At 68.7% G+C, this 23,914-nt stretch carries 22 protein-coding genes; 14 read left to right on the plus strand and 8 right to left on the minus strand.

Features of this window, described 5'->3' with window-relative positions; genetic code table 11:
- Position 1: 1 nt before the first annotated feature.
- Positions 2–1,363: a polysaccharide biosynthesis tyrosine autokinase gene (locus tag ASE12_RS15585; protein ID WP_056402594.1), complete on the minus strand. Its 1,362-nt coding sequence runs from the start codon at positions 1,361–1,363 to the stop codon at positions 2–4.
- A gap of 170 nt (positions 1,364–1,533) precedes the next feature.
- Between ASE12_RS15585 and ASE12_RS15590 the strand changes: the two genes are divergently transcribed.
- The 4 genes from ASE12_RS15590 (at position 1,534) to manA (ending at position 6,507) form a co-directional block, all read left to right on the plus strand.
- Positions 1,534–1,797, plus strand: a complete 264-nt coding sequence (locus ASE12_RS15590; protein ID WP_157412980.1) for a hypothetical protein — start codon at positions 1,534–1,536, stop codon at positions 1,795–1,797.
- Positions 1,794–3,281 carry a sugar transferase gene (locus ASE12_RS15595; protein ID WP_056402599.1) on the plus strand — a complete coding sequence of 496 codons (1,488 nt, stop codon included), beginning with the start codon at positions 1,794–1,796 and terminating at the stop codon, positions 3,279–3,281. The genes ASE12_RS15590 and ASE12_RS15595 overlap by 4 nt, the downstream gene beginning before the upstream one ends.
- Positions 3,282–3,442: 161 nt before the next feature.
- On the plus strand, positions 3,443–5,263 hold the full coding sequence (locus ASE12_RS15600; RefSeq protein ID WP_082582318.1) for a DEAD/DEAH box helicase: 1,821 nt from the start codon (positions 3,443–3,445) through the stop codon (positions 5,261–5,263).
- Positions 5,263–6,507 carry a mannose-6-phosphate isomerase, class I gene (gene manA / locus ASE12_RS15605; protein WP_056402601.1) on the plus strand — a complete coding sequence of 415 codons (1,245 nt, stop codon included), beginning with the start codon at positions 5,263–5,265 and terminating at the stop codon, positions 6,505–6,507. Before ASE12_RS15600 ends, manA begins: the two co-directional genes overlap by 1 nt.
- Here the strand turns inward: manA and ASE12_RS15610 are convergent.
- The 4 genes from ASE12_RS15610 to ASE12_RS15625 all read right to left on the minus strand — a co-directional run bounded on the left by ASE12_RS15610 (position 6,467) and on the right by ASE12_RS15625 (position 12,177).
- Complete coding sequence (locus ASE12_RS15610; RefSeq protein ID WP_056402604.1) at positions 6,467–7,537, minus strand: mannose-1-phosphate guanylyltransferase; 1,071 nt, start codon at positions 7,535–7,537, stop codon at positions 6,467–6,469. The two genes, manA and ASE12_RS15610, sit on opposite strands and share 41 nt — an antisense overlap.
- Positions 7,538–7,546: 9 nt before the next feature.
- Positions 7,547–8,983, minus strand: coding sequence for an endonuclease/exonuclease/phosphatase family protein (locus ASE12_RS15615; protein WP_056402607.1), 1,437 nt, complete (start codon positions 8,981–8,983; stop codon positions 7,547–7,549).
- A gap of 210 nt (positions 8,984–9,193) precedes the next feature.
- Positions 9,194–10,405, minus strand: coding sequence for an endonuclease/exonuclease/phosphatase family protein (locus ASE12_RS15620; RefSeq protein WP_056402610.1), 1,212 nt, complete (start codon positions 10,403–10,405; stop codon positions 9,194–9,196).
- Between the two features lie 53 nt (positions 10,406–10,458).
- Positions 10,459–12,177 carry a fibronectin type III domain-containing protein gene (locus ASE12_RS15625; RefSeq protein WP_056402612.1) on the minus strand — a complete coding sequence of 573 codons (1,719 nt, stop codon included), beginning with the start codon at positions 12,175–12,177 and terminating at the stop codon, positions 10,459–10,461.
- Between the two features lie 125 nt (positions 12,178–12,302).
- Here ASE12_RS15625 and ASE12_RS15630 point away from each other — a divergent pair, with 125 nt between their 5' ends.
- The 4 genes from ASE12_RS15630 (at position 12,303) to ASE12_RS15645 (ending at position 14,579) form a co-directional block, all read left to right on the plus strand.
- Positions 12,303–13,232 carry an asparaginase gene (locus tag ASE12_RS15630; protein WP_235508926.1) on the plus strand — a complete coding sequence of 310 codons (930 nt, stop codon included), beginning with the start codon at positions 12,303–12,305 and terminating at the stop codon, positions 13,230–13,232.
- A gap of 77 nt (positions 13,233–13,309) precedes the next feature.
- Entirely contained in the window at positions 13,310–13,723 is a 414-nt protein-coding gene (locus ASE12_RS15635; protein WP_056402619.1) for a helix-turn-helix domain-containing protein, read from the plus strand.
- Positions 13,720–14,232 (plus strand): hypothetical protein, encoded by a 513-nt coding sequence (locus tag ASE12_RS20415; RefSeq protein WP_056402621.1) that lies wholly within the window; start codon positions 13,720–13,722, stop codon positions 14,230–14,232. The genes ASE12_RS15635 and ASE12_RS20415 overlap by 4 nt, the downstream gene beginning before the upstream one ends.
- A gap of 80 nt (positions 14,233–14,312) precedes the next feature.
- A complete protein-coding gene (locus ASE12_RS15645; protein ID WP_056402625.1) occupies positions 14,313–14,579 on the plus strand; it encodes a DUF2516 family protein in 267 nt (88 codons plus the stop codon).
- Here the strand turns inward: ASE12_RS15645 and ASE12_RS15650 are convergent.
- Positions 14,576–14,872, minus strand: a complete 297-nt coding sequence (locus tag ASE12_RS15650; protein ID WP_056402627.1) for a hypothetical protein — start codon at positions 14,870–14,872, stop codon at positions 14,576–14,578. The genes ASE12_RS15645 and ASE12_RS15650 overlap by 4 nt on opposite strands.
- Positions 14,869–15,327 (minus strand): GbsR/MarR family transcriptional regulator, encoded by a 459-nt coding sequence (locus ASE12_RS15655; RefSeq protein ID WP_056402630.1) that lies wholly within the window; start codon positions 15,325–15,327, stop codon positions 14,869–14,871. Before ASE12_RS15655 ends, ASE12_RS15650 begins: the two co-directional genes overlap by 4 nt.
- Positions 15,328–15,399: 72 nt before the next feature.
- Between ASE12_RS15655 and ASE12_RS15660 the strand changes: the two genes are divergently transcribed.
- The 4 genes from ASE12_RS15660 (at position 15,400) to ASE12_RS15675 (ending at position 19,704) form a co-directional block, all read left to right on the plus strand.
- Positions 15,400–16,293, plus strand: a complete 894-nt coding sequence (locus tag ASE12_RS15660; protein WP_056402633.1) for an ABC transporter ATP-binding protein — start codon at positions 15,400–15,402, stop codon at positions 16,291–16,293.
- Positions 16,290–17,861, plus strand: a complete 1,572-nt coding sequence (locus ASE12_RS15665) for an ABC transporter permease (protein WP_056402636.1) — start codon at positions 16,290–16,292, stop codon at positions 17,859–17,861. Before ASE12_RS15660 ends, ASE12_RS15665 begins: the two co-directional genes overlap by 4 nt.
- 32 nt (positions 17,862–17,893) lie before the next feature.
- Positions 17,894–18,517: an alpha-ketoglutarate-dependent dioxygenase AlkB gene (locus ASE12_RS15670; RefSeq protein ID WP_056404897.1), complete on the plus strand. Its 624-nt coding sequence runs from the start codon at positions 17,894–17,896 to the stop codon at positions 18,515–18,517.
- A 188-nt stretch (positions 18,518–18,705) separates the two neighbouring features.
- Complete coding sequence (locus ASE12_RS15675; protein ID WP_056402639.1) at positions 18,706–19,704, plus strand: hypothetical protein; 999 nt, start codon at positions 18,706–18,708, stop codon at positions 19,702–19,704.
- A gap of 54 nt (positions 19,705–19,758) precedes the next feature.
- On the opposite strand, the gene typA is transcribed toward ASE12_RS15675, so the two are convergent.
- The gene (gene typA / locus ASE12_RS15680) at positions 19,759–21,624 is read right to left on the minus strand and encodes a translational GTPase TypA (RefSeq protein WP_056402644.1); all 1,866 of its coding nucleotides are present in this window, start codon (positions 21,622–21,624) and stop codon (positions 19,759–19,761) included.
- Positions 21,625–21,785: 161 nt separating this feature from the next.
- Between typA and ASE12_RS15685 the strand changes: the two genes are divergently transcribed.
- On the plus strand, positions 21,786–22,238 hold the full coding sequence (locus ASE12_RS15685; protein WP_056402649.1) for a MarR family winged helix-turn-helix transcriptional regulator: 453 nt from the start codon (positions 21,786–21,788) through the stop codon (positions 22,236–22,238).
- A 9-nt stretch (positions 22,239–22,247) separates the two neighbouring features.
- Positions 22,248–23,858: a DHA2 family efflux MFS transporter permease subunit gene (locus ASE12_RS15690; RefSeq protein WP_056402651.1), complete on the plus strand. Its 1,611-nt coding sequence runs from the start codon at positions 22,248–22,250 to the stop codon at positions 23,856–23,858.
- Positions 23,859–23,914 lie beyond the last annotated feature (56 nt).

Consider the following 23,914-nt stretch of genomic DNA (forward strand, 5'->3'; position numbering starts at 1 on the left):
CCTAGCGGTTGCGGCGCTTCCGGCCGCTGGTGGTCTTCTCGAAGTACTCGGGACCGTAGCCGTACCCATAGCCGTAGCCGTAGCGCGACAGCTCCTTGACCGGCGACATGCTCAGCACCGTGCCGAGCAACCGTGCGCCGACCGAGTTCAACCGCTCGGTGGCGGTCCGCACCTCGTCGAGCCCCGTCTCGCCGTGCTTGACGACGAGGATCGCGCCGTCCGAGATCGAGGCCAGCAGCGACGCGTCGGTGACCGGAAGCAGGGGCGGAGCGTCGATCAGCACGACGTCGTAGCGATGACGCAGCTCCGAGACGAGCGACCGCATCGCGTTGGTCTGCAGGATCTCGGACGGGTTGGGCGGCAGCGCGCCGCTCGCCAGCACGTCGAGGCCCGGGGTCGCGGCCTGCTGCAGCGCTGCGTCGAGCGCCACGCGGCCGACCAGGACCGTCGTGAGGCCGACGGACTTCTCGATGCCGAGGTACTCGCTGACCCGCGGGCGGCGCAGGTCGCCCTCGACCAGGGCGACCTGCGCCCCGGCCTGAGCCAACGCGATCGCGAGGTTGCAGGCCGTCGTCGACTTGCCCTCGCCGGCGAGGGAGCTGGTGATCGTGATGACCTTGTTGTCACGGTCGATGTCGAGGAACTGCAGGTTGGTGCGCAGGATGCGCACAGCCTCGAAGCGGGGGTGGTGGGTGCCGAGCGACGTGATGAGCGGAGTCTGGACTGCCGCCCGGTCGTACGCGATGGCGCCGAGCACGGGGGCTCCGGACGCCTCCTCGAGCTCTGCCGGGCTGTGGATGCTGCGGTCGGCGGCGTTGCGGGCGGCGGCGATCACCAGGCCGGCGAGCAGGCCCAGGAGGCCGCCGACGATCAGCCACGGCACCCGGGCAGGGCTCGACGGGTCGGAGGGCGGCGTGGCGTCCTCGGACACGGAGGCGGTGAGCTGGGTGTCCTGGTCACCGACCCAGGCGACGAACGCCTCGGCGGCGGACTGGCTCAGGTCGGCGGCCTTCTGCCGGCTCTCGTCGTCGGCGGTCACTCGCAGCACGGACGTGCCGTGCACGACCGAGGCGTCGAGGTGACGATCAACCGAGCCGGCGCTGCCCGAGAGCCCGAGGTCCTCGATCACGCGGGCTGCGGTGCTGCGCCCGCCGAGCACATGGGCGTACGACTCGATGGTCCGCTCCGACACCGAGTCAGTGCTCTTGGCCAGCGGTGGAGAGATGAGCACCTCGGCGTGCGCGGTGTAGCGCGGCGTCGCGAGGTTGAGATAGAGGACGGCCAGGCCGATGCCCACCAAGGTCATCAGGATCAGGGTCGGCCATCGTCGGACGAGCGGCTTGACGAGAGGGCGTTGACTCACCGATCACTCCTTGTGGACCCGAGGCGTTCACCGGAAGATTACGACACCCGGTCGCCTTTTCGTGGTTCATCGAAAACAAGAGAAACCGTCACACACGTAACCCGACTGGCGCACAATCGTTTTTAGGGAAACAGGCGCCGACTCCCAAGCGCCCCCTCCACGAATTCCAGGTGGCCATGGACTACACGCCGATCAGCATGCGTCGAGTGTTCCTCGCGTTCGCGTGCACCGCGGTCGTCGCCCTTGCGCCCGCACTGTTCTTCGTCCTGCAGTCCGGTGCAGGCCCCCTCGCCTCGTCTCGTGATGCCGACGGCGGCTACCGTGATCTCGTGCTCGGTGCCGGGAGCGTCATGGTGACGGCTCTCCTGATCGGAGCACTCATGCTGACGGTCGCACTCGGCCGGCGCATGGTTCGGCGTCCGACCAGAGCGTGAGCCTCCGGATCGATCCCGTCGCCGATCAGACACTCGGCGGAACGGGAGCGGAAGTGGAGTCCTCGGTCGACCAGCGGGGAACCGATTGGGAGCGCCGCTATGGCCGCATCCTGTTGGGCTCCGACCTGGTGGTCCTCGCGTGGGCCTTCGTCACGGCACACGTCGTCTGGGCCGAGAACCTCGACCAGCCCGACATCGACCCTTACAGCGCGTTCCCCATCTGCTTCACGATCTCGATGCTGGTGCTCTGGTACGTCGTCCTGACGGTCGCCGGCACGCGTGACCTGCGGGTCTTCGGAGCCGGCCCCGAGGAGTACAAGCGGGTCTTCAACTCCACGCTCGTCGTGTTCGCGATCATCGCGTTCATCGGCTACATCCTGCGGTTCGCGATCCCGGGCACGTACGTCGTGGTGCTGCTGCCGTTCGGGCTGCTGCTCCTGACGCTGAGCCGGTGGTCCTGGCGGCAGTGGCTGCTGGTGCGGCGCCAGCACGGGAGCATGACGCACGACGCGATCGTCGTCGGCAGCGCCGACGCCGTGCAGCACCTCGCCGCCGTCATCAACCGCAACGCGGCGTTCGGCTACCGCCTCTCTGGAGCCTGCATCACGAGCCAGGACCCGCCCAGTCACATCGCCGGCGTCCCCGTGCTCGGCGGCGTCGACGACCTGACGAACACGGTGGTCGCGGCCGGCACCAACGCCGTCATCATCACCTCGTCCGACGCGATGCACCCCGAGATGGTGCGCCGGCTCGGCTGGGACCTCGAGGGCTACGACATCGAGATCATCGTGGCTCCGTCGCTGGCCAACATCGCCGGTCCCCGCGTCCACATCCGTCCGGTCGCCGGGCTGCCGCTCCTGCACGTCGAGCAGCCCGCCTATCGCGGCGCCCAGCGGTGGGCCAAGGACCTGCTCGACCGGGTCGGCGGCCTCGGCCTGCTCCTGCTCTTCTCGCCGATCCTCGTGGCCCTGGCGATCGCGATCAAGCTGACGAGCCCGGGTCGGGTCTTCTTCGTCCAGGAGCGCGTCGGCCGCGACGGCAAGACGTTCGGCATGATCAAGTTCCGCAGCATGGTCGAAGGCGCCGACCAGATGCTGGCCGACCTGCAGCCCGACACCAGCAACGTCGTGATGTTCAAGATGCGCGACGACCCGCGGGTCACCCGCGTGGGCCGCACCCTGCGCCGCTACTCGCTCGACGAGCTGCCCCAGCTGCTCAACGTCGTCAAGGGCGACATGAGCCTCGTCGGTCCGCGTCCTCCGCTGGTCTCCGAGGTCTCGGGCTACGCCGCCGAGGCCCGCCGACGGCTGCTCGTACGCCCGGGCATGACCGGGCCGTGGCAGATCTCAGGGCGGTCCGACCTCGACTGGGAGGAGACGATGCGGCTCGACCTCTACTACGTCGAGAACTGGTCCCTCGTGGGCGACATGCTGATCCTCTGGAAGACGTTCCGGGCCGTCGTGTCATCGGCCGGCGCCTACTGAGTCGCATCACACGCCTCGTGAGTTTCTCCGAACGAGTCGTCGACCGATACCGTGGAGGCTGGGCGCGTACGTTCTCACACGACCCCGGCATGCATGTGGCTGCCGGTGGGTTGCACGGGACTTGACCGATCCGGTCCCGCGCCACCTACCCAGGAGCACCCATGACCACGACCGAAACCCCGCCCGAGACGCCGACGTTCGCCGACCTCGGCCTCGTCGACACCCTCGTCGACCGGCTCGCCGCGCTCGGCTACGAGACGCCGACGCCGATCCAGGCCCGCGCGATCCCGACGCTGCTCGAGGGCAAGGACGTCGTCGGCCTGGCACAGACCGGCACCGGCAAGACTGCCGCGTTCGCGCTGCCCATCCTGCAGAAGATCGACCCCAGCAACGCCAAGACCCAGGCGATCGTCCTCGCGCCGACCCGTGAGCTGGCGCTCCAGGTCTGCGAGGCCATCACGGCGTACGCGACCAACATCCCCGGCATCCGCGTGCTGCCGGTCTACGGCGGCCAGGGCTACGGCTTCCAGCTGTCGGGCCTGCAGAAGGGTGCCCACATCGTCGTGGGCACGCCGGGACGCGTCATCGACCACCTCGAGCGCGGCAGCCTCGACCTCACGTCGCTGGAGTACCTCGTGCTCGACGAGGCCGACGAGATGCTCAACATGGGCTTTGCGGAGGACGTCGAGCGCATCCTCGCCGACACGCCCGAGTACAAGCAGGTCGCGCTGTTCTCGGCGACGATGCCGCGGCAGATCCGTTCGCTGGCCAAGAAGTACCTGCACGACCCGGTCGACATCGCGACGCCCAAGGCGACGACGTCGACCGCGACGGTCCGTCAGCGCTGGATCCAGGTCTCGCACCACCACAAGCTCGACGCCCTCACGCGCCTGCTCGAGGTGGAGACCGGCGACGGCATGCTGGTGTTCGTCCGCACCAAGTCCGCGACCGAGGAGCTCGCCGACAAGCTGCGCGGCCGGGGCTACTCCGCCGCTGCGCTCAACGGTGACCTCGTCCAGGCCCAGCGTGAGCGCACCGTCGCCCAGCTGAAGTCCGGCGCGATCGACCTGATCGTCGCGACCGACGTCGCCGCCCGTGGCCTCGACGTCGACCGCATCACGCACGTCGTCAACTACGACATCCCGCACGACACCGAGGCGTACGTCCACCGCATCGGCCGCACGGGCCGCGCCGGCCGCACCGGCGAGGCGATCCTGTTCGTCACGCCGCGCGAGCGCCGCATGCTGTCGGCGATCGAGAAGGTCTCCGGCCGCCCGGTCGAGGAGATGTCGATCCCGACGGCCGAAGAGGTCAACGAGCGCCGCGCCGGCCGGTTCGCCCAGGCGATCACGTCGAGCATGGGCTCGCCGTCGTTCCACGCGTTCCGCTCCCTGGTCGAGGAGTACGCCAGCGAGAACGACGTCTCGATGACCGACGTGGCCGCCGCGCTGGCGGTCATGAGCCAGTCGGACAAGGAGTTCTTCCTGCGTCCCGATCCGCCCAAGGCCCCGCCGCGGGCCCGTGACTTCGAACCGCGCGAGAAGCCGGCAGGCTTCGGCCGGTCCGACCGGCTGCCCGCCGAAGGCGCTGCCGTCTACCGCGTCGCGGTCGGCAAGCGACACAAGATCGGTCCGTCGGCGATCGTCGGCGCCCTGGCCAACGAGGGCAGCCTCAAGCGCTCCGACTTCGGCAAGATCACGATCGGCCAGGACCACTCGCTCGTCGAGCTCCCCGCCGACCTGCCGCCGGCTGTGTTCGAGGCGCTCGCCAACACCCGCATCTCGGGCAAGCTGATTGACCTGCAGCCCGATTCCGGCCCGCCGATCCGCCGCACGCGCGAGGACCGAAAGCCCTACAAGAAGTCCCACGAGAAGCGGCCCTATCCCTCCAAGGCGGCGCCGGCCAAGCCCTACAAAAAGGCTTCGAGCCAGCCCTCGGGCAAGACGGACGGTGCTCCGACGCGCAAGCCGAGGCACAAGTGATGCATCGCCTCGACAACGCCTCGAGGGCGTACGACTGGGGTTCGCGCACCGACATCCCGCAGTTCATCGGCGGTGAGCCGGGCGAGGTGCCCCTCGCGGAGATCTGGATGGGCACGCACCCGCTGGGTTCGTCGACGGTCGAGGGAGCGGATCGCACGATGACCCTGGCCGAGGTTGCCGGCGAGCTGCCGTTCATGTTCAAGATCCTCGCCGCGGACCGGCCTCTGTCGCTCCAGGTGCATCCCAACGAGGCCATGGCCCGGGCCGGCTTCGACGCCGAGGAGGCGGCCGGCGTGCCGCTCGACGCGCCGCATCGGACCTACAAGGACCCGCACCACAAGCCCGAGATGGCCTACGCGCTCACGACGTTCGACACGCTGGTCGGCTTCCGGCCGACCGCGGAGATCCTGCGGGTGCTCAACGGCATCGACACCCCGCTGGCGCAGAGCCTCGCCGAGGACCTGCACGCCGCTCCCGGGTTCCGCGGCATCGTACGGCTGATCGAACGCCTGCTGACCGAGGAGATCTCGGCTGCGGAGATCGAGCAGATCGTGGTGTGCTGCCGCGAGCTCGTCGACCAGGGCATCGACGTCAAGCGTGCCTACATGACCGCGGTCGAGATCGCCGACCACTACCCGGACGACGTCGGCGTCGTCATCTCGCTGACGCTCAACCGCCTGACCCTGCAGCCGGGCGAGGCGGCATTCCTCGGCACGGGCATCATCCACGCGCATCTGCGCGGCATGTGCCTGGAGGTCATGGCGGCGTCCGACAACGTGCTGCGCGCCGGGCTCACCAGCAAGGCCCTCGACCCCGAGGGACTCGTCAAGTGCCTCGACCGCGGCATGTCACGGCTGGCTCGCGTGACCCCCGAACCCTTCGGCTTCTCCACCGACGTGTTCAGCCCGGACGTACGCGAGTTCGCCCTGGCCGTGAGCCAGTGCTCACGCGCCGAGCCCGGCGGCACGCTGTTGCCGGCTGCCGGTCAGCGCATCGTGGTGTGCACGGGTGGCGAGGTCGAGCTGGTCAGCGCCTCGGGTGAGCGGCTCAAGCTGAGCCGCGGCGACTCGGTCTACGCCGGTCCCGACGACGGCGACATCCACGTCGTCGGCACGGGCGAGGTCGCCCAGGCCTACACCCCGACGCCCGACACGGTCGCCGGCGAGCTGATCGACCTGGTCCCGCCGTTCACCGAGCGCGAGCTCAGACGACGTCAGCGCGGCCGCGGTCCTTCAGCAGGCTGACGACGTCCTTGACCTGCTGGGCGTGCGCCCGGGTCGTGACGAGGAGCGCGTCGGACGTCCGTACGACGACGACGTCGCGCAGGCCCACCACGGCGATCGTGGTGCCGTCGTCGGCGATCGCCAGGCCGTCGGCGTCGACCCACACGGTGTCGGACGACGAGACGCCGCCGACGTCCTGGAGCGCGGCGTAGTCGCCCACGTCGTTCCAGTCGAACGCGCCGGGCACGACCGCCATGCCGCCCTCGAGCGAGACCGGCTCGGCGATCGCATGGTCGATGGCGATCTTGGTCAGCGTCGGCCAGACCTCGTCGAGCACGTCCTGACGCCGGTCGGTGGCCCACGAGCCGGCGATCGTCGCCAGGCCGTCGTGGAGGGTGGGCTGCAGGCGGGCGAGGTGCTCCAGCAGGACGTCCGTGCGGGTCACGAACATTCCGCCGTTCCAGCTGTGCACGCCGCTGGCGACGTACGCCGCCGCGGTGGCGGCATCGGGCTTCTCGACGAACTTGACCACGGCACGCGCTGAGCCCGCACCGTCGATCGACAGGTGGTCGCCGGACTCGATGTAGCCGAACGCGGTCGACGGACCGACCGGCGTGATGCCGATCGTCGTGATGAGGCCGGAGGCGGCGACCGCGACGGCCTGGCCGATCGCCTCGGCGAACGAGACCTGGTCGTCGATCACGTGGTCGGCGGCGAACGAGCCGATGATCGCGTCGCGATCGGTGGCGCCGATGACGGCGGCGGCGAGGCCGATCGCGGGCATCGAGTCGCGCGGCGACGGCTCGACCAGCAGGTTCGTCAGCTCGGGGAGCTGCGCACGGATGGCATCGGCGTGCGCGACGCCGGTGACGACGTGGATGCGCTCGGGCGGGATCAGGTCGACCAGGCGGTCCCACGTCTGCTGGATCAGCGAACGACCCGAGCCGTCGAGGTCGAGGAGGAACTTGGGGCGGGACGCGCGCGACAGCGGCCAGAGGCGGGTGCCTGCGCCGCCCGCGGGGATCACGGCATGGAAATGGGCGAGGCTCACCCGGTCATCCTAGGGCGCGGGTGTGGCGAGGCCGGCGACGGTCGTGACGGCCGTGGGCTCGCCGAGCTTCTTGGCCTCGGCGTCGAGCGCGACGACCGCGCTCAGGGCGTTGTGGTCGGAGACGGCCGGCCGGGCGTAGCTGCCACCGGAGAGGCGTACGAGCTGCTTCCAGGACAGCACCGTGAACTCCTTGGACACGAAGATGTGGTCGACGTGGGCTCCCGACCGGGGCGTGCCGCCGTCGGGGTAGCTCGTGTTGAACTGGGCGTTGACCGGGTTCTTGACGAGGTCGACGCTGTCGGTCATGCCGGCCGCGCGCATCTTGACGCCGGGGGAGTCGGCTCCGCGGTGCTTGCCGGAGTTGAAGTCACCGGCATAGATCACCGGCAGGCCCTTGTCGTTGATGCCGGCCATGTGGGCCAGCACGACGTTCATCTCGCGTGACCGGTGCGAGTCGTTGCCCTTGCCGTTGTCGAGGTGGATGTCGACGAAGTAGAAGATCCGGCCGGTGGCCTTGACCCGGAACTTGGCCCACGTCGTGTGGCGGCCGTCGCCGATCGCGAAGTAGCTGCCGCTGAGCTGGGTGAACAGCTTGGGCCGGTAGAAGATGTAGCGCGCCTCGGCGCCACCCTTGGCGCGGACGAACTTCTGCGTGCCGCCGCTCCAGATCGCGTTGGTCGTGCGTCCGACCCGCTGCCCGCCGGACTCCTGCAGGCCGAAGATGTCGATCTTGTTGGCGTTGAAGAATGCCGCGCCGATGCGGGCCCGGCCCGCGTAGCCGGAGCACTTCTCGGAGCAGACGTTCCAGGTGCCGACCTTGAACGACGTCTGCCGCGGCATCGTGCGGAACGAGACCGGTTTGGCGTTCGCGCCCACCTGGTCACCGTTGACCGGGCGGACCCGCAGCCAGTACGTCGTCGCAGCGGCCAGGCCGCGACTCACGAACGTGTGGGAGCCGCGGAGCGTACGCACCGAGAGGACCTTCTTGGCGAACGCCTTGTCGCGCGCGATCGTGACGTCGAACTGGCGAGCGTTCTCGACCTTCTTCCAGCTCACCCGCACCCCGTCGGCGGTCGTCTGCCTGATCCGCACGCCGGTGAGGGCGCCGGGCTTCAGCGTGAACCGCGCCGTGCGGGACGACCTGACCTTGCCGTCGCGGATCGCGTCGATCCGGTAGAACTGGTCGATGCCGGGCGTCGTGGCACCGAGATCGGCCAGCGTGACGCTCGTGCCCTTGGCGGGGACCTTGGTCGTCCTCGCCTTCGTCAGGGCGCGATCGGCACCGACCTTCACGACGTACGAGTCGACGTCGTCCGAGCCGTGCCACGCGAGCTTGACGCTCGTGGGCGACAGCGCGGTCGCGGACAGCTCGGTGGGTGCGTCGAGGGAGTCCGGCGTCGCGTAGGTGAGCACCAGTCCGGTCGCCAGGCCACCCACGACGAGCACGCCGAGAACGCCGGTCAGGATGCGGCGACGATCGCGTCGCTTGCGCCGTCCGGCGACGCGCGCGGTGGGGCGGGATCGACCGGGCGGGTCAGCACGCCGACGCGGGGCGATCTTTCTTCGGGTGACGACGGCAGGCTCCAGGACGTACGAGGGTGTGCAGGTGGCTGAATTCTACGGGGTGGGCCGCGCTGGTGGCCGGGACTCCCGGGATCAGCGGTTGAGACGTACGTCGACGATGACCGGGCTGTGGTCCGACGGGATGGGCTCGACCATGCGGTTGTTCACGATCACCGCGCCGTTGGTCCACGACAGGATCCGGCCCTCGTCCGGCCGGATCCAGACGTGGTCGACGTGGTCACCCCACGTGTAGCTGATCCTCGGCACGACCGAGAAGTCGTTGTAGCTGTTGACGTGCTGGCGGCGCAGCTTCAGCGCCAGGTCGTACGCGTCGTAGTAGCCGCGCCGGTGGAACACGCTGCTCAGGTCGTCGTTCGAGCGGTTCTTGTGCGAGTTGAAGTCACCGGCGTAGACCACGGGCAGGTTGCCGGGGTTGATCTCGGCGAGGTGCTGGGTGAGCGTCGTGATCTCGGCCGTACGCTGCACGGCCCGCGTCTCGTTGTCGCCGGAGACCGTGTGCACGTCGACGAACACGGTGTGCGCCCCGGTCTGCCGGTCGACCAGCACGGCCCACACGGCGTACCGGCAGCCGCCGCCGTGATAGCCGAGGTAGACGTAGCCCTTGGTGCTCTGCGGCCAGGTCGTGTCGCAGCCGGCGGAGTCCTTCGCCGGCTTGGCGGGCACGGGCGTGGTCGGCTCGGCCAGGGTGAACCGCGAGGTCTTGTAGAGCAACCGCTTGGAGCTCTTCTGGATCGCCTCCGTGTAGCCCATCGCTTGCGGCGTCTCGAGGTAGACCGCCTCCTGGGCGGCGATGACGTCGGGCGAGTACGCCGTGATGCGGGCGAGCGCCGCAGGCTGGCGCGTGGCCCAGCCGGAGCACTTCTGCGAGCACACGTTGTAGGTCATGACGCGGTACGTGGACCCCGCTGCGGGGTCCATCCGTCGGATCGTGGTGTGGCCGACGCGCTTGGACCTGCTGCCCACCGCACTGCCGTTGACCGCCCGGACCTGCACGAAGTAGTCGGCGCCGCGGGCGAGGCCGGTGAACGTCTTGAAGCTTCCGGTCGTCGTGTAGCGCCGGGCGTTGTCCATCGAGTGATGTCGCGAGAGGAACACCTGGTACGACCGCGCGTGGCTCGCGTCGTGCCAGTCGATCGTCAGTCCGGCCGTGCCGGTGCTGCGCGAGTAGGACGCCGCCGTGAACGACACCAGGCCGACGCTGCCGGGCGTCGTGGCCGCCGACGCCGGCTGCAGGCCGGCGAGGAGGAGGACGGCGGTGAGGGCCGCCGCGGCGAACGTACGCATGAACGGAGGATAGGCCGGGTCGGGCTCACCCGTGACGGTTTGTGTGCGGGTGGTCAGCGTCCCGGCACGGTGAGGATCGCCCGTACGGGGTTGTGGTCCGTCGCGAACGGGAGCGCGTAGTTGTCGCGGTTGAGCCGCAGGACGACGCGCCACGAGTTGACCGTGATCTCCGGATCGACGTAGATGTGGTCGACGTGGTCGCTGTGCTTGAGCGGCGGGTTGATCGCCTGGTTGGCGCTGTTCCACGTCGGCGCCACGACATATGCCGCCTTGTTCAGGGCGTCGGGGATGCCGGCTGCCGTGAACACCTTGAGGACGGCGTCGTAGCCGCCCGGGTAGCGGTCCTGGTCGGCGTTGCTCTTGTTGGAGTTGTAGTCACCGGCGTAGACGACCGGGAGATCCTTGGGGTTGGCGTCGGCGACGCGGCTCAGCAGGATCTTGGTCTGCGTGTTGCGCAGGTCGTCGCGCGACTTGCCCTTGCCGGGCTGCAGGTGGGCGTCGACCACGATGAACGTCGCTCGCGACTTCCGGTCGCGGAGCTCGGCCCACACGGCGTACTTCTTCTCGGCGACGCTCAAGGTGATGCCACCCGATCGGAGGACGTCGTAGAGGTCCTTGTCGTAGAACAGGGTCTTGGCGTGGAGGTAGGCCGCGACGCCGAACCCCGGGAGCTCGGTGATGAAGCGGGTGTCCTCGTCGTGCGACTCCTGCGTCGCGATGATGCCCGACTTGGCGCCGCGGGCGATCGCGCCGGCGTAGTCCTTGCGCGTCGACCACTTCTTCATGTGGTTGGCGGAGGTGACGCACTTGTCCTGGCCGCACAGGTTGTAGGTCATGACGTTGATCGTGGCGGGGTCCGCCGGCAGCCGGAACAGCTTGACCGCCGACCACGGGCCACGGCTGACGCCGTTGATCCCACGCACCTGGTAGGCGTAGCTCGTGCCGATCGGGAGGCCCGTGGCGGTGGCGGGCATGCCCGTGGAGCGGTACGTCTTGAGCCCGGTCGTCATGCTCGAGCTCGTCGAGACCTTGAGCTCGAACGACTCGGCGTTCAGCCCGCCGGTCCAGCTCACCGTGAACGACCGCGCGACGGTGCCCTTCTTGCCGATCAGGTTCGCGACCCCGGCAACCGGCAGGTTGACGGTGTGCTTGGTGGAGCGGGACGACACACCGGCGGCGTTGTAGGCGTAGACGCGGTAGTAGTAGTCGTCGTACGACGTCGGGTGCAGGCCGGTGAACGTCGCGGAACGCGTCGCCGACCGGGTCGACGAGCGCAGGCAGGTCTCCGACGCCGTGCTCATGAGGCAGACCGAGTAGGTGCGTGCGGACTCGGCGGCGTCCCAGTTGACGACGAGGGTCGAGTAGCCCAGGCGCTGCGTGACACCGGTGACGACGGCCGGGGCGGCCGACTCCTTGAGGTCGAAGCCCTTGAGCGCGGAGACTGCGCTGAGGTCGCCGTTGTCGGCGTACACCTTGAAGAAGTAGTCCGTGCCCGGAGTCGGCTCGAGGCCGGTAAGGGTGAATGACGTCGTGGTGAGTGGGCCCGAGGAGCGTACGCAGGTCGTGCTGGTGTTGTGCACCATGACGCAGACGCGATAGCTCGTGGCATGGGCCGCTGGCTTCCACGTCAGGACCGCGGAGGACTCGCCGGTGCGGGCGGAGAGCCCGGTCGGCGCGTCGGGAATCGTGGCGGCGTGGGCCGCGACGAAGCCGCCGCTGAGCACGATGGACGTGATGGCGAAGACGATTGCTCGCCGGAATGGTGCAGTCATGAGCAAACCTTGCTGGTGGGGAAGCGGCTCGTTGAGCCGACCAGTCGTCCTATGAGGATAGGTGAAAACCTGCCGAAATTCACCGAACGGCGGGGTGAATCCCCCTACGGCCTAAAGTGATCGACGTGGAAGTCCTTGCCGAGGTCGTGCGTTCAGGGCTCGTGGAGAGCCGTCACCGGGGTGTCGCGGTCGGCGTCGACCCGGCCGGCGAGGTGGTCTGGTCGATCGGCGATCCGGGCACCGTGGTGTTCCCGCGGTCCTCCAACAAGCCGATCCAGGCGCTCGGCATGCTGCGTGCGGGGCTGCCGCTCGACGGCCGGCTGCTGGCTCTCGCCTCGGCGAGCCACTCCGGCGAGCCGTTCCACCTCGACGGCGTACGCGAGATCCTGGCGCTGGCCGGGCTCGACGAGTCGGCGCTGCAGACCCCGCCGTCGTACCCGTTGGACCCGCACGTGCACGCTGACTACCTCCGCAACGGCGGCAAGCGGGACCCGATCTGCATGGACTGCTCGGGCAAGCACGCCGCGATGCTGCTGACCTGCGTGACCAACGAGTGGACGATCGACGACTACCTCGAGCCCGGCCACCCGTTGCAGGTGCAGATCACCCAGACGTTCACCGAGCTGACGGACGGCCCGCCGGCGGTCGTCGGCGTCGACGGCTGCGGGGCGCCGTTGCTCGCCACGCCGCTCCAGCAGCTCGCGCGGGCGGTCGGCCGCATCGTGCAGAGCCCGACGGGCAGTCTCGGAGCGCGACTCGTCGGGGCCATGACGGCCCACCCGGAGTACGTCAGCGGGACGACGCGGGCCGAGCGCGACCTGATGCTGGCGTTCCCCGGGCTGGTCGCCAAGTCCGGCGCCGAGAGCGTCTACGTCGTGGGCCTGCCGGACGGCTCGGCGTACGCGGTCAAGATCGAGGACGGAGGAGAGCGGCCGCTCTACGCCGTGATGAACCGGGCGCTCGAGCTGGCCGGGCTCGACGCGCCGGTGCTCCGCGAACGCCCTACGATCCTGGGTGGTGGCAGGCCCGTCGGCGAGGTCAGAACCACGTTCTGACCTGCGGCGATGCCGTGTGACACACCTCGCAAGCTGCTCTGCTTGCATTTGCTAACTTTTGCAAGCACTATGGAGACATGGCCAAGTTGAGCATGCAGCGCACCGTCGAAGGACTCGGCGACTACCTGCGTGAGCAGCGGGGTCAGGCACAGATGTCTCTCCGGCAGCTGGCCGAGCTCACGGATGTCTCCAATCCGTACCTCAGCCAGATCGAGAGGGGTCTGCGCCGACCTTCGGCAGAAGTCCTGCAGCAGATCGCCAAGGCGCTCAGGATCTCCGCCGAGTCGCTCTACGTTCGAGCCGGCATCCTCGATGCCGACGAGAGCGGAGCGCGGATGGTCGAGGACGCCATCGCCCTCGATCCCCGCCTCACGGAGCGTCAGAAGACCGCGCTGCTCGATATCTATCGCTCCTTCGTCGGCACTGACGAAGCGTCGGACACCGAGCTGGCCGCAACAGTGACCGAAGCCAACCAGGAGGAACCCGTATGAGCACCATCACCGAGACCATCAACGCCCAGGTGAAGTCCATCGTCGACGACGTCAAGGCTCTGCCCGAGACGCTCAAGAAGGTCGACATCGCCGACCTGCAGAAGCAGGCTCAGGGCTACGCCCAGACCGCCGTCGTCACCGCCTCGAGCGCGTACGCCGACCTCGCCAAGAAGGGTGAGGAGCTCGTCGCCAAGGCCAAGGGCCTCAAGGTCGACGACATCAAGAAGACCGTCGACAGCAGCGTCGAGGACGTCACCAAGACGGCCAAGGGCTTCGCCGATGACGCGCAGAAGCGTGCCGAGCAGCTCGTGACGGACGCCAAGACGCAGGTCACCAAGGTGACGTCGAAGGCGCCGACCACGGCCCGCAAGGCTGCCGAGAAGGTCGACACCACCGTCAAGAAGACGCCTGAGCCGGCCAAGAAGGCTCCGGCCAAGAAGGCCCCGGCCGCCAAGAAGGCTCCGGCCAAGAAGGCGCCCGCGAAGAAGGCTCCGGCCAAGAAGGCCTGATCTCACCGCACAGCACCTAGAACGAGGCGGGTCCCCACGTGGGGGCCCGCCTCTTCTGCGTCCCCGATAGCCTTCGGGGCATGTTCGAGATCCAGAACGGCCTGACGTTCGTCATCTCCATCGCGCTGTTCGCCGCGAAGGGGTTCGCCCTCGTCGACTGTGTGGCTCGGCCCGCTGCGAAGTTCACCTACATCGAGACGCTGCCCAAGCAGACCTGGCTCATCATCCTGGTGCTGGCCGTCCTCGCCCACCTGGTGATGTGGAACCCGCTGTCGCTGCTCAACCTCGTGGGAACCGTCGCAGCGCTCGTCTACCTGGCGCAGGTGCGCGGCTCCGACGCCCGCTAGCGCGGTCGCGCGGGGTGCAGCCAGCGGGTGACGATGACCCGCAGCGCGCCGAGATCGGCGTCGGCCGGCACCTCCGGATGTGTGTCGCGCACGGCCCGGTGGGCCACGACGAGTCCGGTCAGCCAGCGGGCGGTGTCGTCGACGTGGAGCTCGCGGTCGACCGAGCCGTCGTCGATCGCCTGGGTGCACAATGTGGCGAACGTACGCTCGACGTCGGGGCTCAGGGGCAGGTCGGGGTTGGCGGCGAAGTGGTCGAGGAGGTCCAGCAGCCGGTCCCATGCGGTGTCGGTCATGGCTTCCTCGACTCGTGCCACCGGTCGACGAGCTTGGGCATCTCGACAGCCATGTAGGTGAAGAAGTCGTGGGTCGCGGCGAGCCGTTCGTGGGCAGCGCTGCCCGCATCGACCCGCGTCATGCCGTCCTCGAGCAGGGCGGCGAGGGTCGTGATGGTCCGAGTCTCCGCGGTCATCACCTCGGCCCACGTCGTGCCGAGGACGTTGTAGCGGTCGACCCGCTCGCCGGCCACCCTCTGGCGCACGGCGAGACCCATGCGGGTGAGATAGGCGGTGGCCCCGCTGACGGCGGCGGCGCTGACGCCGAGGACGTCGCCGATCTCCTTGGCCGTGTAGCCGTTCTCGGGCGCCACGAGCAGAGCCGCGAACACCCGAGCCGCCATGCGCTGCATGCCGGACTGGTTGAGCTCGAGCGCGAAGCCTTCGACGAACTCACTCGTCGCCCGGGTCGTCATGCGACGAAGCATACCGGAATTCACAAGATTCAAGGATTTCACAAATCTATGAAAGGGAGTACGGTCGGCGGTATGGACACCGTCATCGACATCGCCGGACTCGTGAAGAGGTTCGGCCACACGACCGCCCTCGACGGCCTCGACCTGCAGGTCACGCGCGGCGAGGTGCACGGCTTCCTGGGACCCAACGGGTCCGGCAAGTCGACCACGATCCGCGTGCTGCTGGGACTGCTCCGCCCCGACGGCGGGAGCGTCACGCTGTTCGGGCGGGATCCGTGGCACGACGCCGCGGAGCTGCACCGGCGCCTGGCGTACGTGCCCGGCGACGTGAACCTCTGGCCCAACCTGTCCGGTGGCGAGGTCATCGACCTGCTCGGCCGGCTGCGCGGGGGACTCGACGAGAAGCGCCGCGCGCTGCTCGTCGAGCGCTTCGAGCTCGACCCGACCAAGAAGGCGCGCACGTACTCCAAGGGCAACCGGCAGAAGGTCGCCCTCGTCGCCGCCCTGGCCAGTGACGTCGAGCTGTTGATCCTCGACGAGCCGACCTCGGGGCTGGACCCGTTGATGGAGGCGGTGTTCACCGACTGCGTCGACGAGTTCAAGGACGACGGCCGCTCGGTGCTGCTCTCGAGCCACATCCTCGCCGAGGTGGAGCGGCTGTGCGACCGGGTCAGCATCATCCGGTCCGGCCGCACGGCCGAGTCGGGCACGCTCGCGGACCTGCGGCACCTCACCCGTACGTCGGTCTCGGCCGAGCTGTCGCAGTCGCCGTCGGGGCTCGAAGCCTTGACCGGCGTTCACGACCTCGTCGTCGAGGGCGTGCGTGCCACGTTCGAGGTCGACACGGTGCACCTCGGTGCTGCGCTCGAAGCCCTGGGCCGGTTCGGCGTACGTACGCTCACCAGCCAGCCGCCAACGCTCGAGGAGCTGTTCCTGCGGCACTACGGCGAGCAGGTCGCATCGTGACCGGTGCGTTGTCGGTGCTGCGGTTCCACCTGCGCCGTGACCGGATGATGCTGTTCTGGTGGATCGCCGGCAACGTGCTCCTCTACTACTCGCAGGCGGTCAGCACCGACGGTCTCTATCCGACGCAGGCCGATCTCGACAAGGCTGCGGCCGGGATGGCCGACAATGCGGCGTTCATCGCGATGGCCGGGCCGGCGCGGGCACTCGACACCCTGGGTGGGCAGGTCGCCTGGCAGGCTTCGGCGTTCGGCGCGATCGTCGCGGCACTGATGAGCATGTTCCTCGTCGGCCGGCACACCCGCGCGGAGGAGGAGACCGGCCGTGACGAGCTCGTGCGTGCCGCTGCGATCGGCCGGCATGCGCCGCTGGCCGCGACCGCGCTGGTCGTGCTGATCGCTGACGCCCTGATGGGTGCGCTGATCGCCGCCAGCCTGATCGCGTACGGGCTGCCGGCGGCCGGATCCTCGGCGCTCGGGCTCGCCGCGGGGCTGACGGGTCTGGTGTTCGGCGGGGTTGCATTGATCGCCGTCCAGCTCGTCGAGAGCACGCGCGCCGCATACGGGATCACGGGCGCGGTGCTCGGAGTCGCGTACGCGCTGCGGGCCGTCGGCGATGTCGGCAACGGTGCATTGTCGTGGCTGTCGCCGATCGGCTGGGGGCAGTACCTGCGCCCGTACGCCGATGAGCAGTGGTGGCCGCTCGTGCTGCCCGTCATCGCTGTCGTGCTGCTCGTCCTCGGCGCGGTGGCGCTGTTCGATCGGCGCGACATCGGCTCGGGGGTGTGGCCCGCGCGCCCGGGACCCGCGCGCGGGTCACTCGGGTCGGCGTCCGCGCTGGCGTGGCGGCTGCAGCGTGGCAGCGTCATCGGCTGGGCTGTCGGCCTGCTGCTCGGCGGCATCGCGTACGGGTCGATCGGCGACGACGTGGCAGACCTGATCGGCGACTCGCAGTTCTCGCAGGACGTGTTCACCTCGGCCGGCGGCTCGATCGTCGACTCGTTCTATGCGACCGCCGCGGTGATGCTGTCGCTGATCGGTGCGGGCTTCGCGATCGCGTCGGTGCAGCGGCTGCGTGCCGAGGAGAGCTCCGGCTTCGCCGAGACCCTGCTGGCGACGGCGCTGCCGCGGTGGCGATGGGTGGTGGCGCACCTCGCGGTGACGGTCTGCGGCACGCTCCTGGTCGTCCTCGCGGGAGGCGTCGGCATGGGGCTCGGGTTCGCGATGGTCACCGGGGACGGGTCGGCGGTGCTGCGGCTCACCGGGGCCACAGTGCCGTACGCCGTGCCGGTGCTGCTCCTGGCCGCGGTGGCCTGGCTGGCGTACGGGATCCGTTCGGGGTGGGCGGCGGTGGGCTGGCTGGGGCTCGGCTTCTGCTTCGTCGTGATGATGTTCGGCGAGGTGCTGCAGCTGCCGGCCTGGCTGATGGACGTGTCGCCGTTCCGGCACCTCGCGCAGACACCGGCGGAGGACTTCCGGCTCTGGCCGCTGGTCGCGGTCGCCCTCGTCGCGGTGGCTGCCGCTGCGGCCGGCATGGTCGCGATGCGGCGGCGGGATGTCGTCTCGGCCTAGAACATGTGTTCGACTCGGCGTACGATGTCGGGATGGAGGAGTTCTTCCAAGGATCGCTGCTCGACATGGGGCAGCCCACGGGTCTCGGACCGCTGGCGCCGGAGCGCACGGTCCTGACGCAGGGCGCGTGGGTCGACGTGCAGCCCGGCTGGGTCACGGGGTCCGACGACCTGTTCCTCCGCCTGCAGGCCGAGGTGCCGTGGCGTGCGGAGAACCGTGAGATGTACGACCGCATGGTCGACGTGCCGCGCCTGCTCTGCCACTACGGCGTCGACGCCACGCTGCCCGATCCGCTGCTGCTCGAGGCGCGCGAGGCGCTGAGCGACCACTACGAGCCCGAGCTCGGCGAGCGGTTCGTGACGGCGGGCCTCTGCTACTACCGCGACGGCCGCGACAGCGTGGCGTGGCACGGTGACCGCATCGGTCGTGGCCGCACCGACAACACGATGGTTGCGATCGTCTCGCTCGGCGCTGCTCGCCGGCTGTCGCTGCGTCCCCGTGGTGGCGGTCAGCAGATCGGCTTCTCGCTGGGCCATGGCGACCTCGTCGTGATGGGCGGGTCGTGCCAACGCACGTGGGAGCACGCGATCCTCAAGACCGCCAAGCCCGTCGGCCCCCGCATCAGCGTCCAGTTCCGCCCCCGCAACGTCCTGTGACCCGTCGTCACCAGGTGGAGCGGTGAGTTAGTCGCCCATCCCTGGATGGAGCGGTGACTTGGTCGCCTCAAACGGGCGCCGACAGGCGAGTAGCTCACCGCTCCACAGGGACGCGGGACCGAATGGAGTGTCCACAACCTGACGGTGCGCAAGTGGTGCCCCGCCAGCAGCGACGCTCTGCTGAAGGAATGCCGCGCCGCCCGTTCGTACCAGACGACCTCCGCCATCGACCGTTCCTCCAATCCGAGGGGTTGGCGCTCGGTCTCAGCGTCCACAAGCTCAACGGCGCGGCCTGGACGAGGATCTTCCCGCGAGTCTGGGTGCACCGCGATCACGAGATGAGCCGCGGCGACTGGATCACCGCTGCGACGCTGGCCATGCCGACTCGTGCGCAGCTGAGCCATGTCTCACGCATTCAGGCACTGGGCCTCGACATCGGGGACGTCAAGCCGGTCCACTTCACAGTCAGCGGTGACCTCCACCTCGCAGTGGATGACGTCTTTCTCCATCGCACGGAGGTCCTGCCGCCGCTCGACGACGTCGGAGTCACCCCGGCTGCCGCCTTCATCCAGTACTGCGCAACCGCCCGGTTGATCGACGCGATCGAAGTGGGCGATTGGCTGCTGCACCGCCGTCACATCACGGTTCTCGAGGTGTCGGAGCTCGCCCGGAGGGATGCATGGCGTCCTGGCGCGAGGCAGGTGCGCCGAGCTCTGCCGTACCTGGATGCTGCTGCCCGGTCCCTGAAGGAGTCGGAGACGCGCGCCCTGGTCGTCTTCTCAGGGCTCCCGGTGCCCGAGGTCAACGTGCCATTGATCATCGCCGGCGAACGCATCGGAGTCGTCGATCTGTTGATTCGCTGCGTCATGCTCGTGCTGGAGTACGAGGGACGGCAGCACGCCGAAAGCATCCGCCAGTTCAACCGAGACATCACGCGCTATGCCGCGTTCCGGCGCAACGACGTCGAGTACCTCCAGGTCACCAACGAGATGCTGGACCGCCCCAAGACGCTGGTCCAGCGCATTCACGCGCGGATGGTGGAGCTGGGGTACGCCGGCCCGCCGCCCGTGTTCGCCGATCGATGGGACGCCTTGTTCGCTGTGATCCCATCGAGCGGTGCGTCAGTCGCCCAACCGGAGCCCGGATGGGCGACTAACTCACCGCTGCGTCTAGCGATGGGCGACTAACTCACCGCTGCGTCTTCCGATGGGCGACTAGCTCACCGCCCCAGCGGCGATGGGTTACTTCTTGCCGCGGTTGGCGCGGTTGCGCTCGGTGGCGTCGAGGATGATCTTGCGGATGCGCACGGCGGTCGGGGTGACCTCGACGCACTCGTCCTCACGGCAGAACTCCAGCGACTGCTCGAGCGACAGCTTGCGCGGCGGCACGAGCTTCTCGAACTCGTCGGCGTTCGAGCGGACGTTGGTCTGCTTCTTCTCACGGACGATGTTGATGTCCATGTCGTCCGACCGCGAGTTCTCGCCGACGATCATGCCCTCGTAGACCTCGGTCGCGGGCTCGATGAACAGCGTGCCGCGCTCCTGGATGTTGGTCATCGCGTACGACGTCGCAGCCCCGGCGCGGTCCGACACGAGCGAGCCCGAGGGGCGCGTCGAGATCTCGCCGGCCCACGGCTCGTACTTCTCGAACGTCTGGTGCGCGATGCCGGTGCCACGGGTGTCGGTGAGGAACTCCGTGCGGAAGCCGATCAGGCCACGCGCCGGGACGATGAACTCCATGCGGACCCAGCCGGTGCCGTGGTTGATCATCTGCTCCATGCGGCCCTTGCGGACGGCGAGCAGCTGCGTGATCGCGCCGAGGTACTCCTCGGGGGCGTCGATCGTGAGGCGCTCCATCGGCTCGTGGATCTTGCCGTCGACCTCGCGGGTCACGACCTGCGGCTTGCCGACCGTGAGCTCGTAGCCCTCGCGACGCATCTGCTCGACCAGGATCGCCAGCGCGAGCTCGCCGCGGCCCTGGACCTCCCACGCGTCCGGGCGCTCGGTGTCGAGCACCTTGAGCGACACGTTGCCGATGAGCTCGCGGTCGAGGCGGTCCTTGACGAGCCGTGCGGTGACCTTGGTGCCCTTCTCGCGACCGGCGAGCGGCGACGTGTTGGTGCCGATCGTCATCGAGATGGCCGGCTGGTCGACCGTGATGAGCGGCAGCGCAACGGGGTTCTCGGGATCGGCCAGCGTCTCGCCGATCGTGATGTCGGGGATGCCTGCGATGGCGACGATGTCGCCGGGTCCGGCGCTCTCACCGGGTACGCGCTCGAGCTCCTTGGTGACGAGCAGCTCGGTGATCTTGACCCGCTCGGTCGTGCCGTCGTGCTTCATCCACGCGACCTGGGCGCCCTTCTTGAGGGTGCCCTCGAAGACGCGGACCAGTGCGAGCCGGCCGAGGAACGGCGAGGCGTCGAGGTTGGTGACGTGCGCCTGCAGCGGCGCGCCCTCGGTGTACTCCGGAGCCGGTACGGCGTCCATGATCGTCTGGAACAGCGGGATGAGGTTGTCGCTGTCGGGCATGCCGCCGTCCTCGGGCTGCGTCAGCGACGCCCGGCCCGCACGCGCGGAGGCGTAGACGACGGGGAAGTCGAGCGCGTCCTCGCTGGCGCCGTCCTCGAGCAGGTCGAGGAACAGCTCGTACGTCTCGTCGACGACCTCGGCGATGCGGGAGTCGGGGCGGTCGACCTTGTTGACGACCAGCACGACGGGCATGTGTGCGGCGAGGGCCTTGCGGAGCACGAAGCGGGTCTGGGGGAGCGGGCCCTCGGACGCGTCGACCAGCAGGATGACCGCGTCGACCATCGACAGGCCGCGCTCGACCTCGCCACCGAAGTCGGCGTGGCCAGGGGTGTCGATGATGTTGATCGTGACGCCGCCGTCGGGCGCACCGGGACCGTTGTAGCGGACCGCGGTGTTCTTGGCGAGGATCGTGATGCCCTTCTCGCGCTCGAGGTCGCCGGAGTCCATGGCGCGCTCGGCCAGCTGGTGGTGCTCGTCGTAGTGGCCCTGCTGCTGCAGCATGGCGTCGACCAGCGTGGTCTTTCCGTGGTCGACGTGGGCGACGATTGCGACGTTGCGCAGGTCGGAGCGTGTGGGCATGCGAAAAAAGTCCTATGCGTGGGGAATGCTCGAACACCTCGGAGCCTTGCCATTCTACGGGGGACGACCGCGTTGAGACGAATCGTGGTTACGCTCCGGTAGTTGATCGTTCACAAACACTTCATTTGATCAAAGGTTGCGTTTGCGTTAGGGTTTCTCGCGTGCCCACACCGGATGAGCTCTACGTCGCGCTCGAGGACTTCGTCATGCGTCTGATGACGCTGGCCGAGTCCGACGGCATGGACGCGATGGTCGAGCTCGACCTGTCGTTCTCACAGGCACGCATGTTGTTCCTGCTCGCCCACCAGGGTGAGCCCATGCCGATCCACGCGATCGCCACCAAGCTGGGCCTCTCCGACGCGGCGACCGGCCGCAACGTCGAGCAGTTGCTCAAGCTCGAGGTCGTGGAACGCCGGGAGAGTCCCGTCGACCGGCGAGTCAAGCTCGTCTCGCTCACCCCGGTCGGCGAGAAGCTCAGCACGCAACACATCGACTGCAAGCGAGAGTCGATCAAGGCCTTCACGGCGGACCTGCCCGAAGACCAGCGCGACAACCTGCATCGCGCGATCAGTGACATCCTCGCCGGCGACACCCTGCGCCGGCAGACCGACTAGGAGATTCGTATGACTTCCCCAACGGGACAGATCGACGACAGCGACAAGATCACCCCCGCGTTGCTCAAGATCGCGGGAGTGGTGGTGCTCGGCGCCATCATGTCGATCCTCGACGTCACGGTCGTCAACGTCGCTCTGCCGACGTTCCAGACCGAGCTGTCGGGCAGCGACGAGCCCCTGGCCTACTCGACAGTGGCCTGGACCGCGACGGCCTACATGCTCGCCCTCGCGGCGGTCATCCCGCTGACGGGGTGGGCCGCCGACCGGTTCGGCACCAAGCGCCTCTACATGACCGCGATCGCGTTGTTCACGATGGGCTCGCTGCTGTGCGCGACGGCGTGGAACATCGAGGCCCTCATCGGCTTCCGTGTCCTCCAGGGCCTCGGCGGCGGCATGCTGATGCCGCTCGGCATGACGATCATGACCAAGGCGGCGGGCCCGCACCGCATGGGCCGGCTCATGGCGATCCTCGGCATCCCGATGCTGCTCGGCCCGATCATGGGCCCGATCCTCGGTGGCGTCCTGATCGACGCCGCCTCGTGGCACTGGGTCTTCCTGATCAACCTGCCGATCGGCCTGGTCGGTCTGGTGTACGCCTGGCGGGTCCTGCCCAAGGACGCTCCTGAGCCGAGTGAGGCGCTCGACGTCGTCGGCATGATCCTGCTCTCGCCGGGCCTGGCGTCGTTGCTCTACGGCGTCTCGTCGATTCCCGAGCAGGGCACCGTCGCTGCCACCAAGGTGCTGCTGCCGGCCATCGTCGGCGTGCTCCTGATCGGGTCGTTCGTGTTCTGGTCGTTCAAGCCCAAGCACCCGTTGCTGGACCTGCGGCTGTTCAAGGATCGCAACCTCACGGTCTCGATCATCACGATGTTCCTGTTCGCCGGCGCGTTCTTCGGCGCGCTGCTCCTGGTGCCGACCTACTTCCAGCAGGTCGACGGCTACTCGGTCAAGAAGGCCGGTCTGCTCGTGGCCGCACAGGGCATCGGCGCCATGATCACGATGCCGGTCGCGGGTGCGCTCACCGACAAGATGCCGGTCGGCCGCATCGTCCCGTTCGGCTTCCTCGGCATCCTGATCGGCATGTTCGGACTGACCCAGAGCACCGACGTCGGCACGTCCGACTGGACGATCATGGGCTGGCTGTTCATCACCGGCCTCGGCATGGGCGCGACGATGATGCCGCTGTTCACGTCGGCGCTCAAGACGCTCAAGGCTGCTGACGTGGCCCGGGGCTCGACGCTGCTCAACGTGACGCAGCAGGTCGCGAGCGCGACCGGCATCGCGACGATCTCGGTCGTCCTGACCAACGCCATGAAGAGCGGCGACATCCTCGCCGGGTCCGACAAGCTCCCGGGCATCGACGGGGGGCTGACTGCGGCGCAGCTGGCCTCCAGCTCGCACACCGAGCGCGGTGCGAAGCTGAAGGACTTGCTGGACGTCTCGCAGGCGACGCTGGACAAGGGCTTCCACGACCTGGCCGACGCGTTCCAGTCGTCCTACTGGGTGGCTTTCGCCGTGCTCCTCGCGACGTTGATCCCGGTCTACTTCCTGCCGCGCAAGCGCGAGCCCGTGCACCTGCTCGACGACGAGGAAGGCGCAGCGCCGGTCATCATGCACTGACGCAGTTTGCGCTGGTTGAGCTTGTCGAAACCACGGACGGCCTCACCGGCACCCGG

Origin of the sequence: Aeromicrobium sp. Root236, from assembly GCF_001428805.1 — a bacterium.
In the GTDB taxonomy this organism is placed as follows: domain Bacteria; phylum Actinomycetota; class Actinomycetes; order Propionibacteriales; family Nocardioidaceae; genus Aeromicrobium.

Excerpts from the sequence above, each read along its gene's own strand:
- ASE12_RS15635 (WP_056402619.1), top strand. The coding sequence starts at position 13,310 with ATGGCCAAGTTGAGCATGCAGCGCACCGTCGAAGGACTCGGCGACTAC.
- ASE12_RS20415 (WP_056402621.1), top strand. The coding sequence starts at position 13,720 with ATGAGCACCATCACCGAGACCATCAACGCCCAGGTGAAGTCCATCGTC.
- manA (WP_056402601.1), top strand. The coding sequence starts at position 5,263 with ATGCATCGCCTCGACAACGCCTCGAGGGCGTACGACTGGGGTTCGCGC.
- ASE12_RS15625 (WP_056402612.1), bottom strand. The coding sequence starts at position 12,177 with ATGACTGCACCATTCCGGCGAGCAATCGTCTTCGCCATCACGTCCATC.
- ASE12_RS15655 (WP_056402630.1), bottom strand. The coding sequence starts at position 15,327 with ATGACGACCCGGGCGACGAGTGAGTTCGTCGAAGGCTTCGCGCTCGAG.
- ASE12_RS15670 (WP_056404897.1), top strand. The coding sequence starts at position 17,894 with ATGGAGGAGTTCTTCCAAGGATCGCTGCTCGACATGGGGCAGCCCACG.
- ASE12_RS15645 (WP_056402625.1), top strand. The coding sequence starts at position 14,313 with ATGTTCGAGATCCAGAACGGCCTGACGTTCGTCATCTCCATCGCGCTG.
- typA (WP_056402644.1), bottom strand. The coding sequence starts at position 21,624 with ATGCCCACACGCTCCGACCTGCGCAACGTCGCAATCGTCGCCCACGTC.
- ASE12_RS15675 (WP_056402639.1), top strand. The coding sequence starts at position 18,706 with ATGCCGCGCCGCCCGTTCGTACCAGACGACCTCCGCCATCGACCGTTC.
- ASE12_RS15690 (WP_056402651.1), top strand. The coding sequence starts at position 22,248 with ATGACTTCCCCAACGGGACAGATCGACGACAGCGACAAGATCACCCCC.
- ASE12_RS15620 (WP_056402610.1), bottom strand. The coding sequence starts at position 10,405 with ATGCGTACGTTCGCCGCGGCGGCCCTCACCGCCGTCCTCCTCCTCGCC.
- ASE12_RS15650 (WP_056402627.1), bottom strand. The coding sequence starts at position 14,872 with ATGACCGACACCGCATGGGACCGGCTGCTGGACCTCCTCGACCACTTC.
- ASE12_RS15660 (WP_056402633.1), top strand. The coding sequence starts at position 15,400 with ATGGACACCGTCATCGACATCGCCGGACTCGTGAAGAGGTTCGGCCAC.
- ASE12_RS15600 (WP_082582318.1), top strand. The coding sequence starts at position 3,443 with ATGACCACGACCGAAACCCCGCCCGAGACGCCGACGTTCGCCGACCTC.